Origin of the sequence: Atlantibacter subterraneus (genome assembly GCF_007570865.1) — a bacterium.
Classification (GTDB): Bacteria; Pseudomonadota; Gammaproteobacteria; order Enterobacterales; family Enterobacteriaceae; genus Atlantibacter; species Atlantibacter subterraneus.
The window spans coordinates 484,146-500,084 of the sequence record NZ_VLPS01000001.1 but is presented as its reverse complement, the minus strand read 5'-3'; the positions used below and the strand labels follow the sequence as shown (position 1 = coordinate 500,084).

Here is a 15,939-nt window from a genome sequence, read left to right as displayed (position 1 = left end):
ACATTGCAGAACAGTTTAGCGCGTTTTCAGGGCGCTGGGGTTAAGCGTTATCCCCTGATAATGCGAAACCCAGGAAGAATACTTCTCTGGCGCGGCCCACACGCGGTAGTGCAGACGCGCCAGGGTGACCGGGTCGCTTAACAGTACCAGACGGCGGTCGCGGTTAAGTTTATCCGGCGTTTCGTTCAGTGCCTGCTCGACGTGGCGATCGCGGGCGATCTCCAGTACCTGGCTGGCGCGGTGGCGCGCCGTTGCCATGGCCGTTGCCAGCGCGTTAAACGACGGATGGAATACCGCATGCATAAAGCCGTCATCCAGGGTACGTTCGCGATTGAGATGCAAATAGCGTTCGGTATCCAGCAACACCTGCGGCGTATTGTACTCTTCCGGGATCAGGAACAGTTTCCAGCGTTTGGTACGCAGACCCACGGTAGCGCGGCTGGAAATCACCGATACAAACGGCGACAGGATCAGCGAGAACACAATCGGTGCCAGCCAGAACAGGAAGCGCAGGTCGAGCCACGCCATACCTACCGCCCAGACCAGGCCCAGCAACAGCTGCGAACCGTGACGCATAAAGGCTTCGCCCCATGGGGTGGAGTCATCGTCACGCTGCGGTGAGTTCCAGACAACTTCCCAGCCGAGGAATGCGCTTACCACAAACACGGTGTGGAACAGCATACGCACCGGTGCCAGCAGTACTGAGAACAGCACCTCCAGCAGCAGTGACACCGTCACACGCATGAATCCGCCGTACTCTTTCGAGCCTTTGCACCAGATGAGCAGCACGCTCAGCAGCTTAGGCAGGAACAGTAGCACCATGGTCGAGGCAAACAACGCAATCGCCAGTTCCGGACGCCACTGCGGCCACACCGGGAACAGCTGGCGCGGTTGCAGGAAGTACTGCGGTTCGGTCAACGCGTGCACCACCTGCAATGCCGTAGACAGCGCGAGGAACATAAACCACAGCGGCGCGGAGAGATAAGACATCACGCCGGTCAGGAACACCGCGCGGTGTACCGGGTGCATGCCTTTTACCAGGAACAGGCGGAAGTTCATCAGGTTGCCGTGGCACCAGCGACGGTCGCGCTTCAGCTCATCCAGCAGGTTCGGCGGCAGCTCTTCATAGGAACCCGGCAGGTCGTAGGCGATCCATACGCCCCACCCCGCACGACGCATCAGCGCAGCTTCGACAAAGTCATGGGACAAAATCGACCCGGCGAACGAACCGTCACCTGGCAGCGGCGCAAGGGCGCAGTGCTCAATGAACGGCTTGACGCGGATAATGGCGTTATGGCCCCAGTAGTGCGATTCACCTAACTGCCAGAAGTGCAGACCTGCGGTAAACAGCGGGCCGTAAACGCGGGTCGCGAACTGCTGGCAACGGGCGTACAGCGTGTCCATGCCGGAGGCTTTAGGGGAAGACTGAATGATCCCGGCGTTCGGGTTCGCTTCCATCAGGCGCACCAGGCCGGTAAGACAGTCGCCGGTCATTACCGAGTCGGCATCCAGCACCACCATATAGCTGTACTGGCTGCCCCAGCGGCGGCAGAAATCGTCGATGTTACCGCTTTTACGCTTCACACGGCGGCGGCGGCGGCGATAGAAAATCTGCCCTTCGCCCTGTACTTCGGCGATCAATTCCATCCAGGCTTTTTGCTCGGCCACGCAGATATCCGGGTTATAGCTGTCGCTCAGGATGTAAACGTCGAAATGCTGTTGCTGCCCGGTGGCTTTGACTGACTCCCAGGTCGCCCGCAGGCCAGCGAAAACGCGATCCACGTCTTCGTTGCAGATCGGCATGATCAGCGCGGTACGATGCGCCGGATCGATAGGTTCATCGCCCACCGTTGAAGCGGAAATACTGTATTTATCCCGGCCAATCAACAGTTGCAGGAAGCCCATCAGCGCCGTCCAGAACCCTGCCGATACCCAGCAGAACAGGATAGCGAACAGGATCAGAATGCCGCTTTGCAGGATATACGGCAGCAGCTGCATGAATGACACCCACAGATCCTGGCCAAACATATCGGCAGGATTAATCAGCGCCCAGCCCTGGTACGGCAGAATGGTTTTCATATACCAGGTAGCGACCACCGTCTGTGACAGGGTCAGCAGCAGCAGGATGTAACGGCGGATGGTGCCCACGGTACGCCACTTTTGCTCGGACGCCTGCTGTTCTTTGGTCAGGCGAGAGAGATAGCGCGGCGCGACTTCACGACCGCGCAGGCGATCCCAGAAGCGCCCAACCGGGTTGGTACGCCAGGGGTCCGGGAACATTGAAGAGCGTTTAGCCTTCGGCATCGCCTGCAGTTGGGTGCGCCCTTCATCATCTTTGATTAACTGTCCTTCAGACAGAGAATCGGGCCAGCTCATCTCCAGACGTTTTTGAACAGACTCCAGCGGTGAATCGTCATCGCGGGAAACGGTAAAGCCTGGCTCGCCGAGCGCATGATGCACATCACGCAGCTCGGCAGTATTTTCCGCCAGCGCCGCTTTCGCCTGGGCGGAAAGCGGCAGCGCCTCAATATAGGGGGTAGACTTATTCATTGGCAGGTAGCTGATAGCTCCAGGTTTCACTCAGCGTCTGATCGCCATTGACCAGCGCGGCACGCATTTCAGTGGTTTTCTTGGCGTCTTTCAGCTTGACGCGCACGATCATCCGCCACCCTTTGGTGACAGGATTATAGCGCACGGCGCTTTCAACGATTTCACCGTTGTCGCCAATGCTGGTTTGCGCGGTCACCGGCGTTTCCGGCGGCAGTTTTTTCATTTCCGGGCCAGCGAAATCCACCACGAACGCAATGGTGCCGTCCGGCTGACGGATCAGGTTCGACTGCTTCACATCGCCAGTGGAACGACGGGTCTGGGTAACGTATGCGCTTTCCGGCGCATGGAGCTTGTCTTCATCACGACTAAAGGTAATCGTGTATTTGAAGTTCATCTCTTTACCTGGCTCCGGCAGTTGGTCCGGCGTCCAGTAGGCAACGATGTTATCGTTGGTTTCGTCGTTAGTCGGGATTTCTACCAGCTCGACTTTACCTTTGCCCCATTCACCCACTGGGGTGACCCACGCGCTTGGGCGCTGGTCGTAACGATCGTCGATATCTTCAAAACGCGAGAACTCGCGGCCACGCTGCAACAGACCAAAGCCCTGCGGGTTTTCGGTGCTGAAAGAGCTAACAGCCAGGTGTTTCGGGTTGTTCAACGGACGCCAGATCCATTCGCCGTTGCCGGCTTTAATAGATAAACCGTTTGAGTCATGCAGTTCCGGGCGGTAGTTAGTCGCAGGGGATGGCTGGTTCGGCCCGAACAGGAACATGCTGGTTAATGGCGCAACGCCCAGTTTGCCCACTTTATCGCGCAGGTAAACTTTTGACTGAACATCTACCACGGTATCGCGGCCAGGCATAATCACAAACCGGTACGCGCCGGTCGCACGGGCCGAATCCAGCAGCGCATAGATGGTCAAACGTTTGTCGGTGGGTTTTGGCCGTTCGATCCAAAACTCACGAAAGCGCGGGAACTCTTCACCGGAAGGCAATGCTGTATCAATAGCCAGACCACGTGCCGAAAGGCCATAAACCTGGCCCTGACCAATTACGCGGAAGTAGCTGGCACCCAGCATGCTGACGATTTCGTCGTTCTTATCTTTACTGTTGATCGGATAAAGCACTTTGAAACCAGCGAAACCGAGATCTTTTACAGTGTCTTTGTCGTGCTGGACGTTGCCGAAATTGAAGTAATCCGGGCTGTATTTGATTTTACGCACCGCGGTTGCGGTCACTTCGTTGATGGTGACCGGCGTGTCGAAGTACATGCCCTGATGATAAAATTCGAGCTTGAATGGGGTCTTAACGTTGTTCCAGTAGGCTTTGTCATGATTGAACTGGATCTGCTGATAGTCCGCGTATTTCATGTCGCGGAAAACGGACGGCAGATTGCTTTTTGGCGCTTCATAGCCTTTATCAGCTAATGATTTGGCCTGTTTTGCGACATCGTCAATGGAGAATGCCCAAACCGAGGTGGTATAAAAGGACAACATCACTGCCGCGCCTAACCAGTGCAATTTCAACATCTGTGGTTTAATTTTCATATTAATTAGCACATCCCCCTTTGTGTGCTTAAATCAATCCGATCCATTTTAATGGAAACTCAGGCTTTCCGACAACATAATCCCCTCTTTGTTCATCCCGCTGGCTCAGGGTTTATACAGTTGCGGGCGCAGGGATTCGTTTTGCGAGTTAAACCTGGAGACACTTACCAGGAGTTGGTGTAGGGTTGCCGACGAATTTACCCACATACGCACATAGCGATAAGACGAAAAGTCCGAGAGTTTGCGGAGTTATATGAAGACGACGACAGTACAGCGAGAATATTTTCTGGATTCTATCCGCGCCTGGTTAATGCTGTTGGGGATCCCGTTCCACATTTCATTAATCTATTCGAGCCATCACTGGCACGTAAACAGCGTCGCACCCTCATGGTGGCTGACCCTGTTCAACGACTTCATTCACGCCTTTCGGATGCAGGTTTTCTTTGTAATTTCCGGTTATTTTTCATACATGTTATTCCTGCGTTACCCCCGGCCAAAATGGTGGAAGGTGCGCGTCGAACGCGTGGGCATTCCCATGTTGACCGCCATCCCCCTGCTCACCCTGCCACAATTTATTATGCTGCAATACGTTAAGGGCCAGGCGGATAAATGGCATACCCTGAGCGGCTACGAAAAATATAATACACTGGCCTGGGAACTCATCTCGCATTTGTGGTTTTTACTGGTTCTGGTGGTATTAACCAGCATTGGGCTAATTTTGTTTAAGAATATATCCAGCGGGATCGCTTCAGGGCGTGTTCGTTGGTTGCAAAATATCACCTTAGGAAAACTCTCAATTATTTTCTTTTTCCTCGGGCTGGTTTATGCGCTAATTCGCCGTACCCTTTTTATTGTTTATTCGCCTATTTTAAGTGACGGGCTGTTTAATTTTATTGTTATGCAAACGCTGTTTTATGCGCCATTTTTTATCCTCGGTGCGCTGGCGTTTAAGCACCAAAACCTTAAGCAGTTATTCATCCTGCCGTCGCGCGGCTGCACGCTGGGCGCGGCTGTAGCGTTTGCCGCCTATCTGGCTAACCAGCGTTACGGCAGCGGCGATGCCTGGATGTACGAAACGGAATATGTCATCACTATGGTGCTGGGATTATGGATGGTGAACGTGGTGTTTTCGTTGGGCTACCGTGTCCTTAATTTCCAGTCGGCACGCGTCACCTATTTCGTCAATGCTTCGCTGTTTATCTATCTGGTGCATCATCCGCTGACGCTATTCTATGGCGCTTATATCACGCCACATATCACGTCTAATACCCTTGGTTTTATCAGTGGATTGGTGTTTGTTATCGGCATCGCGCTGGTGTTATATGAAATTCACCTGCGCATTCCCTTACTGCGCTTTTTGTTTTCCGGCAAGCCGCAAAATAAGCGGCCCGACGCCGTCGCGCAAAGCAAATAATTACAGCAGCCACTCCACCGGGAGCCAGTAAGCCAGCGTCACCAGTACCCGCTGCCAGAAGCGGGTTTGCGGCTCCCGGGTTAACACCACTTCCTTGCCGTCACGCTGTTCAATCCAGTTTAACCGTCCGGTGCGATCGAGACGTAGCGTCCACGCGGCTTCCTGCTGGCTTTGAGTGAAGCGAGTATGGATCTGCTGTGCCAGTTTTTGGCTTTCAATGACCAGCCCCATTTCGGTGTTCAGCATGGCAGAGCGTGGATCAAAATTAAACGAGCCAATAAACACGTGGTTGCCATCAACGCTGAAGGTTTTGGCATGCAGGCTGGATCCCGAGTTCCCGGTCAAGCCCCGGTCATGCTGGACACGTTCCTTTTGCGGGCCGGGTTTGAGCTCATAAAGTGCAATTCCATGGCGCAGCAGTTTTTTACGCCAGCGCGCATAGCCCGCATGCACCACCGCTACGTCGTTGGCGGCCAGCGAGTTGGTCAGAATAGCGATATTAACGCCTTTGCGTTTGAGCATCAGCAGCTGCGCCACGCCCGCGCGGGTCGGGACAAAGTACGAAGAGATAATATCGAGCTGCTTTGTTGGTTCGCCGATAACGTTTAACAACCGTAACGGTAATAGCGAATGCCGGCGTGCTTTGCCCTCCCCTTTACGCGGATCGTCGCTCAGTAGACGCGTCTTCGCCCAAATCATAGAGAGCGTCCCGGCGTCCAGGTGGGTAGCGAACTGGGTAGTGGCGAGTTTATCGAGATAGGATTGCGCCACCGGATCCTGCTGCCACTCCTGTGGCAGCTGAACGCGCTGCTCGATTTCGTGCTCATTAACATCGAGCACTTTTTCCAGAGTCGAAACCGACGCGCATTCCCAGTAGCGTTCAAAATCATCACTGACATGCTTTACTACTGGCCCGACAGCCAGCACATCCAGATCGGAGAACAGCGGCTGGTCCCCTGCGCCAAAATAGGCGTCGCCCACGTTGCGGCCGCCAATAATGGTGGCCTCTCCATCGACGGTATAACTTTTATTGTGCATCCGGCGGTTCAGTCGCGCGAAATCAGTGAGATAACCTAACGCTCGCAGGGTGCGAAATGAAAAAGGATTAAATAAGCGAACTTCAATATTCGGATGTGAATTTAGCAGCCGTAGCGCGCTGTCCATGCCGAGGGTATTGTTGTCATCCAGCAACAGCCGTACCCACACGCCGCGTTTGGCAGCGTCAAGCAGCGCGCTAAATAATAACCGCCCGGACATATCGTCTTCCCAGATGTAATACTGCACATCCAGCGTCTGTTCCGCCATTTCTGCCAGCAGATAGCGGGCGGCGAAGGCATCCAGGCTATCAGCCAATGGATGCACGCCGCTATAGTCGGGATGCGCCTGAGTTTTTGGGGCGATAGCTCGCCCAAGACGCGTATTATGCGTCTTGTTCGGGTGAGAGTTGCGCAAGTAAGCGCTGGTAAAGTCGGGTGTTTTCTTCGTCATAGCAGACAAAGTATACCTGCTCCGGTAAAGCGTGCCGGGTAAGATAGTCTGAAACCGTGTTAACCGCGATTTCTGCTGCCGCCGGTTTTGGATATCCGTAGATCCCGGTGCTGATTGCCGGAAACGCTACGCTTTTATACCCGTTGTCGCACACCAGCTGCAGGCTGTTTCGGTAAGCGTCAGACAAGAGTTGCGCTTCATGTGCATCGCCATCGCGCCAGACCGGACCAACGGTGTGGACCACCGCTTTCGCCGGCAAATTCCCCGCGACAGTGATTACCGCATGGCCCGTAGGACATGTACCCTGCTGCTGGCGTACCTGCATACAGGCCTCCATCAGTGCCGGGCCTGCCGCACGGTGAATAGCGCCGTCGACACCGCCACCCCCCATCAGGGACGAGTTTGCCGCATTGACGATGACGTCAGTGGTCATTCGGGTGATATCACCCTGCACAACCTCTATTCTGGATTTCATTGCCGCCTCCTTCATACCCAGTAATGATTGTAGAACATCCGTTAGGCCGGGTCTGAGTTAGTGATAGACGACGTTAATAACCGCTAATTTTTTACGCTCATCCAGATAGTGAAGCTGGACGCTTGCCGGTACATTACTTTTGATTTTGGCGGAATTGATATCAGCCACCGCGAAGGTCTGGGTGACGCGTTTGGTACCGACAGGGCATACCACCCTGAATTGACGCTGGCTGTGTGAAAAATCGCAGCCTTCCTCAACAATTGAACCTCTGAAATGAATCACTCCATCGGCGGCTGAAGCGCTAAACACCGCTAAAGAGCACGAGAAAAAGGACAAACAACACAGTGACAGCACTGAACGCATCAGCATTTTTGCAGTTCCTCATAAGCGCTTCATCCTGAAGACGTGAAAGGTCCTCGCTTAACTATAATTCAACATATTTAACATATTGTTAATATTATGAACAGAATTACACAGTTATCAGCAAGATTGGCCTTAGGAGATCTAACGGCAAAAAACAGTGCAACTTTAATTATCGACTGGATAACTTATAAAATTCCCGGCGGGGACCACTGTTGTCTGAGGTTGATGGCTTTACCGTCGCTGACGGTCACGAGGATGGTGAGGTCATCGCCCGGATCGACATTGATGGCCAGACGCGATACCGAATAAGGTTCGTTGCCTTTTATATGCGCGCGAGAGTGTTGACGAGTGTTGCTATTACCGGAGGTGCCTTTGCGTATGGCCTCAAGCTGGATTTGGCATTCGCAGTCCTGGGTCAGCATCACCTGCGGTACGATGGTCCAGATAGAGCCCTGCTGTTGGGCGTCAAATACGATTTGGTTGGTGAGCGCGACGAGTAACACCATGGTGTACATAACTGACCTCCAAAAAAAACAGGGCCGAAGCCCTGTTCTTAATGCGTTGTACGATTAGTACTGAGCAGCATTCACGAAGTTATTGTAACCGCGCTGAGTGACGTCGGCTGATGCGTAGTTGTCGGTCTGAACAACGTTAGCGTAGTGAGAGTTACCGCGCTGGCTGATAGTGATATCAGAACGGATAGCATTCTGGTTCACGTTCACAGCGTTGTAGTTACCTTTCTGGGTAACATCGGTATCAGAGCCAAAACCGCCAGGCTGTTTAATATCGGCGGTGTTTTTCACACCATCCTGATCCAGCCAAATGTTGCTGTCTTTAGCAGACTGCTGAACATTCGCGAAGTTGTTATAATGCGTTTGGTTAATATCCACCAGGGAGCCATCAGCACCAGTCTGAACTGAATTCACAACGTGATGAGCGCCGTCCTGATAAATTTTCAACTCAGCACCAGACTGAGAAGGACGCCAGTCATTACGATCTGCCATTGCGCTGCCAGAGATAACCACTAATGCTGCAACTGCTGCCACTTTGAATAATTTCATGGTAAAACCCCCATCGGATTGATATTAAGTCGCTCAGAATTAGCGTTGTGTAACGCGTATATTCATAAACGAGTTCTTTTGAACAACAACTGCGGTTTTTTGCGTACCATATTGGGTAACGTTCGCTCTGTTATTCGAGCCTTTTTGAATAACAATCGCGCTATTACCGAACCCATTCTGCTGTATATCCGCATCATTACGGAAACCGTCCTGAGAGACATACGCCAGATTGTAATTTCCTGATTGGTCTACATTTGCTCTGTTACCCGTGCCATTTTGCATAACAACGGTTTGCAGTTTATGGCCATCCTGGCGAGTATCGGCTCTATTATGAGAACCGTCTTGACCAATAATCGCTGCCTGATTGTATGAAGACTTGCTTAATTCATTCACAGCAAAGTTATATTCTGCTGCCGCAAGATCATTACTATATGAATAAGCCACAGCGGGCATACCCAATATAGTCAACATCATCAACAACAATTTGTTTTTCATGTTGTCACCTTGGGCTGGCAGGATAATTAATACAATTATCCTTTCAATCATTTCTAATTTGTAAACACAACTAACAAAATGTTATTGCTGCGTTACGGAGAAGAGTATGTCCGGGGAAACATATTTAATATCTCACCCGCGAGTCGTATTTTTTCTTATTCCGTCACGAAAAAGTATGAGAATGAGAGCAGGTAATAAAGAAGCAAAATATTTTTTTAGTAACAGCTGACAGCAGGGAAAGCAAAGATTCAACCCTGATTAGCAAGCGAAGCGGTAAAAAACAGCGACGAGAAGCCTGTCAAAAAAAACTGCTGAAGATTCTGTCACGACAAACTCATTATCTATACAAACGCTAAAGCCTCCTTGCTGCCAGGGTGACTCCGCGGATTAGAGGTAATACATTTTGAATGATAAATAGAAAAACGCATTACAATCATAAACTTAAAATTATTTGTATGATTTTTAAAATGATGCAAATCATTAAAAATGTACAACTTCTCTATTAATTTTGTCATTTCTAAAATCATCAAATTAACATTTGTATATTCCATTTTACATTCTGTAACATCTTTAACACTTGATTTAAGATTAGTAATGGCTAGATTGAATTCAGCAGTACAAATAAATGTCTCTCTTTTTCATCACCCTCTCCGGGGATGATTGATTATTTTTCTATACACAGCAGTGCAGCATTTGGCAGTACTTCTGGTGGGCTGAATATCTATTCAGCCCAGCTGCCAGGTGTCAATATAAAAAACAGTGGGGTTTCATCATGTACAGTGAAGTCCAGAGCATGCATGGCCAAACGTTGTTCTTGATTACTAAACCGTCTTTACAGGCGACAGCGTTATTACAGCATTTAAAATCATCTCTTGGAATAAACGGCAAACTGCATAACATTCAGCGCTCCGTTGATGATATTGCAGCTAACAGTTTGATTCTGCTTGATATGATGGAAGCTGATAAGAAGCTGATTCAATACTGGCAGGATAATTTAGGCCGCAAGAACATCAATCTCAAGATTGTGTTACTGAATACACCCGATGAATATCCGTTTCGAGAAATCGAGGGTTGGCCGCATATTCATGGGGTGTTTTACGCCCATGAAGACCAGTCCTGCGTTATCGAAGGGATGCGAGGCGTGCTGCGCGGCGAATGCTATTTTTCGCAAAAGCTTGCCAGTTATTTGATTACTCACTCGGGTAATTATCGTTACAACGGCGGTGAATCTACGCTGCTTACGCATCGTGAGAAAGAGATCCTTAATAAATTACGCGTCGGCGCTTCAAATATTGAAATCGCTCAGGCCTTATTTATTAGCGAAAACACGGTTAAAACCCATCTTTATAATTTGTTTAAGAAGATTGCGGTAAAAAACCGTACTCAAGCTGTTTCGTGGGCGAACGATAACCTCAGGCGATAAGCCATGAAAAACCTTAAACTTTTACTGGTGGCCTGTGGAATTTTCTGGGCCACTACGACTGCACACGCCGTAGAAGTGGAAGTCCCGGGATTGTTAACCGACCGTACCGTTTCGTCTATTGGTCATGATTTTTATCGTGAATTTAGCCATAAATGGGAAAGTTCATATCCTGGAAACTTATCAATAAATGAAAGGCCCAGCGCCCGTTGGGGAAGCTGGATAACCATTACTCTGGATCAGGAAGTGCTATTCCAACTCTTTCTGTTCCCTACAAAACGAGACTTTGACCAAAACGTCGATATTGCACTTGCGCAGACACAGGAAGCATTGCAGCGTCGTCAAATAGATAAAGTGTTATTGAGTACCGGTGATTTAACCAGCGATGAATTTTAATTCTCAATAAAACCTATTCAGGAGGCTGACATGCGTCTCGCATACGGCATGATTTCGTTGATGTTAATTGCGCCACTGTCGTGGGGCGGAAATATGACGTTTCAATTCCGCAACCCGAATTTTGGCGGTAACCCGAATAACGGCGCTTTTTTATTAAACAGCGCGCAGGCGCAAAACTCGTATAAAGATCCCAGTTATGACGACGATTTAGGCTATGAAGCGCCGACGGCGTTGGACAGCTTCAGTCAGGCGTTGCAGTCGCAAGTGCTGGGTAATCTGATGTCCAATATTAGTACTGGCAAACCGGGCCGTATGGTGACCAGCGACTACATTGTCGATATCGGGAACCGCGACGGGCAGTTGCAGCTGAACGTCACCGACCGTAAGACCGGTAGAACCTCTGTCATCGAGGTATCGGGATTACAGTACAGCTCCGGCACAGAATAACCCGGTTAAAAAGGATTCTTATCATGCAGCGCTTACTTTTACTTCTGGCAGTGACGTTATTAAGTGGCTGTTTAACCGCTCCCCCAAAAGAAGCGGCAAAACCCACTCTGATGCCCCGCGCGCAAAGCTATCGCGATTTGGTGAAGCTCCCCGATCCAAAAGGCAAGCTTTATGTGTCGGTGTATAACATTCAGGATGAAACCGGGCAGTTTAAGCCGTACCCGGCAAGTAACTTCTCAACCGCCGTACCGCAGAGCGCCACCTCGATGCTGGTGACCGCATTAAAAGACTCGAAGTGGTTTGTGCCACTTGAACGCCAGGGTCTGCAAAACCTGCTTAACGAGCGCAAAATTATCCGCGCCGCGCAGGAAAATGGCACCGTCGCACCGAATAACCGTCAGCCGCTCGATTCGCTGCGCGCGGCGAATATCATGATCGAAGGCTCGATTATCGGTTATGAAAGCAACGTTAAATCTGGCGGCGTCGGGGCACGTTACTTTGGGATCGGTGCGGATACGCAGTATCAGCTCGACCAGATTGCCGTGAACTTACGCGTGGTCAACGTGAGCACGGGTGAAGTGCTGTCATCGGTGAATACCAGCAAAACGATACTTTCCTATGAAGTCCAGGCTGGGGTGTTCCGCTTCATTGATTATCAACGCCTGCTGGAAGGTGAGATGGGTTACACCTCGAATGAGCCTGTCATGATGTGCCTGATGTCCGCCATTGAAACCGGCGTGATCTATCTGGTGAATGACGGGATTAACCGCGGGTTGTGGGATCTGCAAAACCCGGCTGACATGAACAACAAAGTGCTGGCGAAGTACCGGGATATGGCGACACCGCCAGAATCCTGATAGCTACCGCGCCAATAAAAAAAACCAGCTCAGGCTGGTTTTTTTTCGTTTTGCGCCAGGGCTTTTTTCTCACTACGGCTGCCAAGCCAGAGACCGCTGGTTTTCATAGCGAAACCAAACAGCAAGCCTAACAGTAATGATGGGACTATCACTTTCCAGTCCCCCTGCCCTGCAAAGGTGGCGCAGGCACCAATAAAGGTGCCCGGTACAAACGACAGCAACAGATGCCTGGCCTGAACGCACATCAGGAACGCCACCACGCCGGTAATGACATAGCCGAGCACAGAAAACTGCGGTGCCATCGCGCTGGTATGAATGATCACCTGTGCCCACAGCACGCCGCTGCACAACGTGCAGGCCGTCATCAACAGGCCCTTAAAGCCGGTTTTCGGGCAGGCAAAATAGGCGGTGCATCCCAGGAAGCCCGCCCAGCTAATCAGACCCAGTGAAATCGCCACCCAACCCCAAAGGCCGGAGAGGATGCCTGTCGTCAGTGCTAAAGAAATGAGTATGTTCATGGCAGCGTATCTTATCAGAAGCCCTGGCTACTGGTGAGATATGCCGCACATAATTTGTAATTTGAATTGTGTTGTTACATTAATAATGTGATTCAAATCACTCTTATTCACCCTCTTCGGTCAACTCATCCCACATTGCCAGTACGGCTTCGCGGGATAGCTGCGCAAGGGTGCGCCAGAAAGCGGTAGTGGCGTTCGCCTCCACTTTGCCAAAGAAAGTGTCACACCACGGCAGCAGATAGTCGGCGAACAGGGTTTCCAGCGCTTCGCTCTCGTCGTCTGCGGCATTATCTTCCAGCCACGAGGCAGCCAGCAGCAGCGTGCCGATATGATCGGCAGGCGTTTCACCCAGCGGCATGCCGCGAGTTTGCAGAAAGGCCCGGACATCCGTTTCCTGCTTCTCCTGCTGCCATTGCGAACCGTAGGGCGGCACGCGGCACGCTTCACCGACAAACAGCGCATCGTAGTCTGCCGTCAATGCCGGCAGGTCCACGCTTTTCTGCAACCGCGCCAGCAGATCGTCCTGCTCCAGCGGCCAGTTTTGCGCCAGTTTTCCCTCTTTAATCAGGGTAAAAATCGGTGCCATGACCGGATCGCTGGGGTGACGGTAATAGAGAGAGCCCAACAGACGGCAAATAATAGAAAATTCGTTCATAAACATTCCATGGATGGGATTAGAAATCAGCAAATTCAGGGATTGGCGCCCTGCCGCGTGATTCAAGGAAATTCAGGAAACGGCGCGGCGTGACATTAAGAATGCGCTCTTCCGGGAAATCAACGGCGCGGATAATTTTCAGGCTTTCCTCAAAATTACCCAGGGTGAACGCCGTATGGGAATCAGAGCCGAGTGCCAGCCAGCCGCCTGCGTCACGCACGGCAGCGGCGATCCTGGTACAGTTGGCCTCGCTTCCCTTGCGGGAGTGTAAAAAGGACGAGTTGTTAATTTCCAGCGCCACCTGATGCTTCGCGGCCGCTTCAGCGATGGCGTCAATGTCCACCGGGAATTTCGGGTTGCCGGGGTGGCTAATCATATGCACGTCCCCGTTCGCCATGGCGGCGATCATCGCTTCGGTATGGGTGTCGCGATCCTGCGGCGGGAACACCGGCTCGTGGAAACCGGCGATAATAAAATCCAGCGCATCCAGCATCGGGCCAGTGCAGTCGATCTCGCCAGCGGTATTTTTGATATTGGCTTCAATGCCGCGCAAAATCCCTACGCCATCCACCACGCGTGGCCAAATACGCATATTAATAAAGTGCCAGTGGTGCGGCGCATCCGCCATGTCAGGGCCGTGATCGGTAATAGCAAACAGCTTGATGCCGTTTTTCTTTGCCGCAGCGATATAGTCATGAAGGTTGCTGTAAGCGTGAGTACTGGCGACGGTATGCATATGCAGGTCAACGGGATACATGGTTTTCTCCTCTTGCGTTTTCACTAAGGATACCAGTTTCAGCGTTGAAGCTCACGAAATGCCCGGCGAGAGCCGCCGGGCGGGCTGTTAATAGCCGCGTTTCAGATCCACCTGACCGGCGGGGATCTCACCGCGATCGAGGCTGCTTATGGTGTGGCTGATATAGGCGATCGCCTCCACCGGACGGGTCACGGCGGCGACATGCGGGGTAATCGTCACACGCGGATGCGTCCAGAGCGGGCTTGAGGCGGGCAGCGGCTCGCGGCTGAACACATCCAGCATTGCCGCTTTAAGTTTGCCGCTATCCAGCGCAGCCAGTAAATCCTCTTCCAGCAGGTGAACGCCGCGCGCCAGGTTGATGACACAGGCGTTATCCGCCAGTTTATCGAGCAGTTGACGATTAATAATGCCGACAGTTTCTGGCGTATTCGGCAGCAGGTTAATCAGCACGCGGGTGCCGGAGAGAAACGCGTCCAGCTCGTGCTGGCCTGCGAAGCTTTCGACATTGGGATAATTTTTGCGGCTGCGGCTCCAGCAACGCACCGGGAAATCCCAGGCGACCAGGCTTTCCGCGACTTTGCCGCCTAAAACGCCTGCGCCAAGGATACCGATGGTAAATTCTTCACGGGTATAGTCATCCAGCGGGTTCCAGACGCCCTGCTGCTTCTGCGCCTGGTAATCATCGAAGCGTCGGAACCAGTGCAGCACCTGGCTTACGGCATACTCCTGCATTTGCAGAGCCATACCGGTATCTTCGAGGCGGTAAAGCGGCACGCCCGGCGGCAGCATATCGGGATGCTTTTGCAGTTGGCTGAGGATGGAATCCACGCCCGCGCCCAGCGCAAATACGGCTTTCAGGGTTTTGCGCCCGCTGAGCATTTCAACGGGCGGGTGCCAAACCAGCGCATAATCTGCGTGGTCACTATCGCCGGGTTTCCACTCACGCACCCGAGCCTGCGGCAGCGCCTGATGTAATTTATCGAGCCAGAACCCCGTATCAAAGGTGGGGTGATAAAAAATGATGTCCATAGCGTCTCCTCTTTTATACCAGGATCGCGGCAAACCATAGCAGATGCAAGGCGCATTGCCCTGAATTTCATCAATTTGCTGTTTTAAGAAGCAGGTTGTTTGAAGTTTGATTAAACGCGCGCAATAACGCGAAAAGTTGATTGACGGCGCAGCAGGATTTCCCTACATTAGCGCCCGTCCCGGACAGAACGGGACGACAATATGGTGAGGTGTCCGAGTGGCTGAAGGAGCACGCCTGGAAAGTGTGTATACGGCAACGTATCGGGGGTTCGAATCCCCCCCTCACCGCCATATTTTGAAAAAAGCTCATACGAAAGTATGAGCTTTTTTCTTTTCAACTCCGTGCCGGGGGGGATGAGAACCCCCGACCGGGGTTTGACCACCTTTTCCCTACCTCAACCCACTAATGTCTCAAAAACCGTAAACAACACCAATGCCGCGCTAAATCATCATTAATATAAAGTATGT

At 51.7% G+C, this 15,939-nt stretch carries 17 protein-coding genes and 1 tRNA gene; 6 read left to right on the top strand and 12 right to left on the bottom strand.

The annotated features are described in order from the left end of the window. Positions 1 to 15: 15 nt before the first annotated feature. Together mdoH and mdoG are read right to left on the bottom strand one after the other, a co-directional pair. The gene (mdoH, locus tag FND52_RS02405; RefSeq protein ID WP_144129202.1) at positions 16 to 2,550 is read right to left on the bottom strand and encodes a glucans biosynthesis glucosyltransferase MdoH; all 2,535 of its coding nucleotides are present in this window, start codon (positions 2,548 to 2,550) and stop codon (positions 16 to 18) included. Next, positions 2,543 to 4,078 (bottom strand): glucans biosynthesis protein MdoG, encoded by a 1,536-nt coding sequence (gene mdoG, locus FND52_RS02400; RefSeq protein WP_125292497.1) that lies wholly within the window; start codon positions 4,076 to 4,078, stop codon positions 2,543 to 2,545. Before mdoG ends, mdoH begins: the two co-directional genes overlap by 8 nt. Before the next feature lie 271 nt (positions 4,079 to 4,349). On the opposite strand from mdoG, the gene mdoC reads away from it, so the two are divergent. Then, complete coding sequence (gene mdoC / locus FND52_RS02395) at positions 4,350 to 5,510, top strand: glucans biosynthesis protein MdoC (protein ID WP_144129201.1); 1,161 nt, start codon at positions 4,350 to 4,352, stop codon at positions 5,508 to 5,510. Here the strand turns inward: mdoC and FND52_RS02390 are convergent, their stop codons facing one another. The 6 genes from FND52_RS02390 to csgB all read right to left on the bottom strand — a co-directional run bounded on the left by FND52_RS02390 (position 5,511) and on the right by csgB (position 9,392). Next, positions 5,511 to 6,998 carry a phospholipase D family protein gene (locus tag FND52_RS02390; RefSeq protein ID WP_144129200.1) on the bottom strand — a complete coding sequence of 496 codons (1,488 nt, stop codon included), beginning with the start codon at positions 6,996 to 6,998 and terminating at the stop codon, positions 5,511 to 5,513. Continuing rightward, on the bottom strand, positions 6,931 to 7,473 hold the full coding sequence (gene ymdB / locus FND52_RS02385; RefSeq protein ID WP_125292150.1) for an O-acetyl-ADP-ribose deacetylase: 543 nt from the start codon (positions 7,471 to 7,473) through the stop codon (positions 6,931 to 6,933). The genes FND52_RS02390 and ymdB overlap by 68 nt, the downstream gene beginning before the upstream one ends. Before the next feature lie 57 nt (positions 7,474 to 7,530). Further along, the gene (locus FND52_RS02380; protein WP_144129199.1) at positions 7,531 to 7,842 is read right to left on the bottom strand and encodes a type 1 fimbrial protein; all 312 of its coding nucleotides are present in this window, start codon (positions 7,840 to 7,842) and stop codon (positions 7,531 to 7,533) included. A gap of 179 nt (positions 7,843 to 8,021) precedes the next feature. Next, positions 8,022 to 8,351, bottom strand: a complete 330-nt coding sequence (gene csgC / locus FND52_RS02375) for a curli assembly chaperone CsgC (RefSeq protein WP_144129198.1) — start codon at positions 8,349 to 8,351, stop codon at positions 8,022 to 8,024. 54 nt (positions 8,352 to 8,405) lie between these two features. Next, on the bottom strand, positions 8,406 to 8,897 hold the full coding sequence (locus FND52_RS02370; protein ID WP_125292153.1) for a major curlin subunit CsgA: 492 nt from the start codon (positions 8,895 to 8,897) through the stop codon (positions 8,406 to 8,408). A gap of 39 nt (positions 8,898 to 8,936) precedes the next feature. Further along, entirely contained in the window at positions 8,937 to 9,392 is a 456-nt protein-coding gene (gene csgB / locus FND52_RS02365; RefSeq protein ID WP_125292154.1) for a curli minor subunit CsgB, read from the bottom strand. A 772-nt stretch (positions 9,393 to 10,164) separates the two neighbouring features. Here csgB and csgD point away from each other — a divergent pair. Genes csgD through csgG form a run of 4 tightly spaced genes read left to right on the top strand, consistent with a single transcriptional unit; the run spans position 10,165 to position 12,512 of the window. Continuing rightward, on the top strand, positions 10,165 to 10,815 hold the full coding sequence (csgD, locus tag FND52_RS02360) for a biofilm master transcriptional regulator CsgD (protein WP_125292155.1): 651 nt from the start codon (positions 10,165 to 10,167) through the stop codon (positions 10,813 to 10,815). A 3-nt stretch (positions 10,816 to 10,818) separates the two neighbouring features. Continuing rightward, complete coding sequence (gene csgE / locus FND52_RS02355; RefSeq protein WP_125292156.1) at positions 10,819 to 11,208, top strand: curli production assembly/transport protein CsgE; 390 nt, start codon at positions 10,819 to 10,821, stop codon at positions 11,206 to 11,208. A 30-nt stretch (positions 11,209 to 11,238) separates the two neighbouring features. Continuing rightward, entirely contained in the window at positions 11,239 to 11,655 is a 417-nt protein-coding gene (csgF, locus tag FND52_RS02350) for a curli production assembly/transport protein CsgF (protein ID WP_125292157.1), read from the top strand. A gap of 23 nt (positions 11,656 to 11,678) precedes the next feature. Continuing rightward, the gene (gene csgG, locus FND52_RS02345; RefSeq protein ID WP_125292158.1) at positions 11,679 to 12,512 is read left to right on the top strand and encodes a curli production assembly/transport protein CsgG; all 834 of its coding nucleotides are present in this window, start codon (positions 11,679 to 11,681) and stop codon (positions 12,510 to 12,512) included. A gap of 29 nt (positions 12,513 to 12,541) precedes the next feature. On the opposite strand, the gene FND52_RS02340 is transcribed toward csgG, so the two are convergent. The 4 genes from FND52_RS02340 to ghrA form a co-directional block, all read right to left on the bottom strand. Further along, on the bottom strand, positions 12,542 to 13,030 hold the full coding sequence (locus tag FND52_RS02340) for a DUF1097 domain-containing protein (protein WP_125292159.1): 489 nt from the start codon (positions 13,028 to 13,030) through the stop codon (positions 12,542 to 12,544). 103 nt (positions 13,031 to 13,133) lie between these two features. Then, complete coding sequence (locus FND52_RS02335; RefSeq protein WP_144129197.1) at positions 13,134 to 13,685, bottom strand: TorD/DmsD family molecular chaperone; 552 nt, start codon at positions 13,683 to 13,685, stop codon at positions 13,134 to 13,136. Between the two features lie 19 nt (positions 13,686 to 13,704). Continuing rightward, positions 13,705 to 14,442: a phosphatase gene (locus tag FND52_RS02330; protein WP_144129196.1), complete on the bottom strand. Its 738-nt coding sequence runs from the start codon at positions 14,440 to 14,442 to the stop codon at positions 13,705 to 13,707. A gap of 87 nt (positions 14,443 to 14,529) precedes the next feature. Further along, the gene (gene ghrA, locus FND52_RS02325) at positions 14,530 to 15,471 is read right to left on the bottom strand and encodes a glyoxylate/hydroxypyruvate reductase GhrA (protein ID WP_144129195.1); all 942 of its coding nucleotides are present in this window, start codon (positions 15,469 to 15,471) and stop codon (positions 14,530 to 14,532) included. Positions 15,472 to 15,674: 203 nt separating this feature from the next. Here ghrA and FND52_RS02320 point away from each other — a divergent pair. After that, positions 15,675 to 15,762: transfer RNA gene (locus tag FND52_RS02320), tRNA-Ser, on the top strand. Positions 15,763 to 15,939 lie beyond the last annotated feature (177 nt).

Excerpts from the sequence above, each read along its gene's own strand:
- mdoH (WP_144129202.1), bottom strand. The coding sequence starts at position 2,550 with ATGAATAAGTCTACCCCCTATATTGAGGCGCTGCCGCTTTCCGCCCAG.
- mdoG (WP_125292497.1), bottom strand. The coding sequence starts at position 4,078 with ATGTTGAAATTGCACTGGTTAGGCGCGGCAGTGATGTTGTCCTTTTAT.
- mdoC (WP_144129201.1), top strand. The coding sequence starts at position 4,350 with ATGAAGACGACGACAGTACAGCGAGAATATTTTCTGGATTCTATCCGC.
- FND52_RS02390 (WP_144129200.1), bottom strand. The coding sequence starts at position 6,998 with ATGACGAAGAAAACACCCGACTTTACCAGCGCTTACTTGCGCAACTCT.
- ymdB (WP_125292150.1), bottom strand. The coding sequence starts at position 7,473 with ATGAAATCCAGAATAGAGGTTGTGCAGGGTGATATCACCCGAATGACC.
- FND52_RS02380 (WP_144129199.1), bottom strand. The coding sequence starts at position 7,842 with ATGCTGATGCGTTCAGTGCTGTCACTGTGTTGTTTGTCCTTTTTCTCG.
- csgC (WP_144129198.1), bottom strand. The coding sequence starts at position 8,351 with ATGTACACCATGGTGTTACTCGTCGCGCTCACCAACCAAATCGTATTT.
- FND52_RS02370 (WP_125292153.1), bottom strand. The coding sequence starts at position 8,897 with ATGAAATTATTCAAAGTGGCAGCAGTTGCAGCATTAGTGGTTATCTCT.
- csgB (WP_125292154.1), bottom strand. The coding sequence starts at position 9,392 with ATGAAAAACAAATTGTTGTTGATGATGTTGACTATATTGGGTATGCCC.
- csgD (WP_125292155.1), top strand. The coding sequence starts at position 10,165 with ATGTACAGTGAAGTCCAGAGCATGCATGGCCAAACGTTGTTCTTGATT.
- csgE (WP_125292156.1), top strand. The coding sequence starts at position 10,819 with ATGAAAAACCTTAAACTTTTACTGGTGGCCTGTGGAATTTTCTGGGCC.
- csgF (WP_125292157.1), top strand. The coding sequence starts at position 11,239 with ATGCGTCTCGCATACGGCATGATTTCGTTGATGTTAATTGCGCCACTG.
- csgG (WP_125292158.1), top strand. The coding sequence starts at position 11,679 with ATGCAGCGCTTACTTTTACTTCTGGCAGTGACGTTATTAAGTGGCTGT.
- FND52_RS02340 (WP_125292159.1), bottom strand. The coding sequence starts at position 13,030 with ATGAACATACTCATTTCTTTAGCACTGACGACAGGCATCCTCTCCGGC.
- FND52_RS02335 (WP_144129197.1), bottom strand. The coding sequence starts at position 13,685 with ATGAACGAATTTTCTATTATTTGCCGTCTGTTGGGCTCTCTCTATTAC.
- FND52_RS02330 (WP_144129196.1), bottom strand. The coding sequence starts at position 14,442 with ATGTATCCCGTTGACCTGCATATGCATACCGTCGCCAGTACTCACGCT.
- ghrA (WP_144129195.1), bottom strand. The coding sequence starts at position 15,471 with ATGGACATCATTTTTTATCACCCCACCTTTGATACGGGGTTCTGGCTC.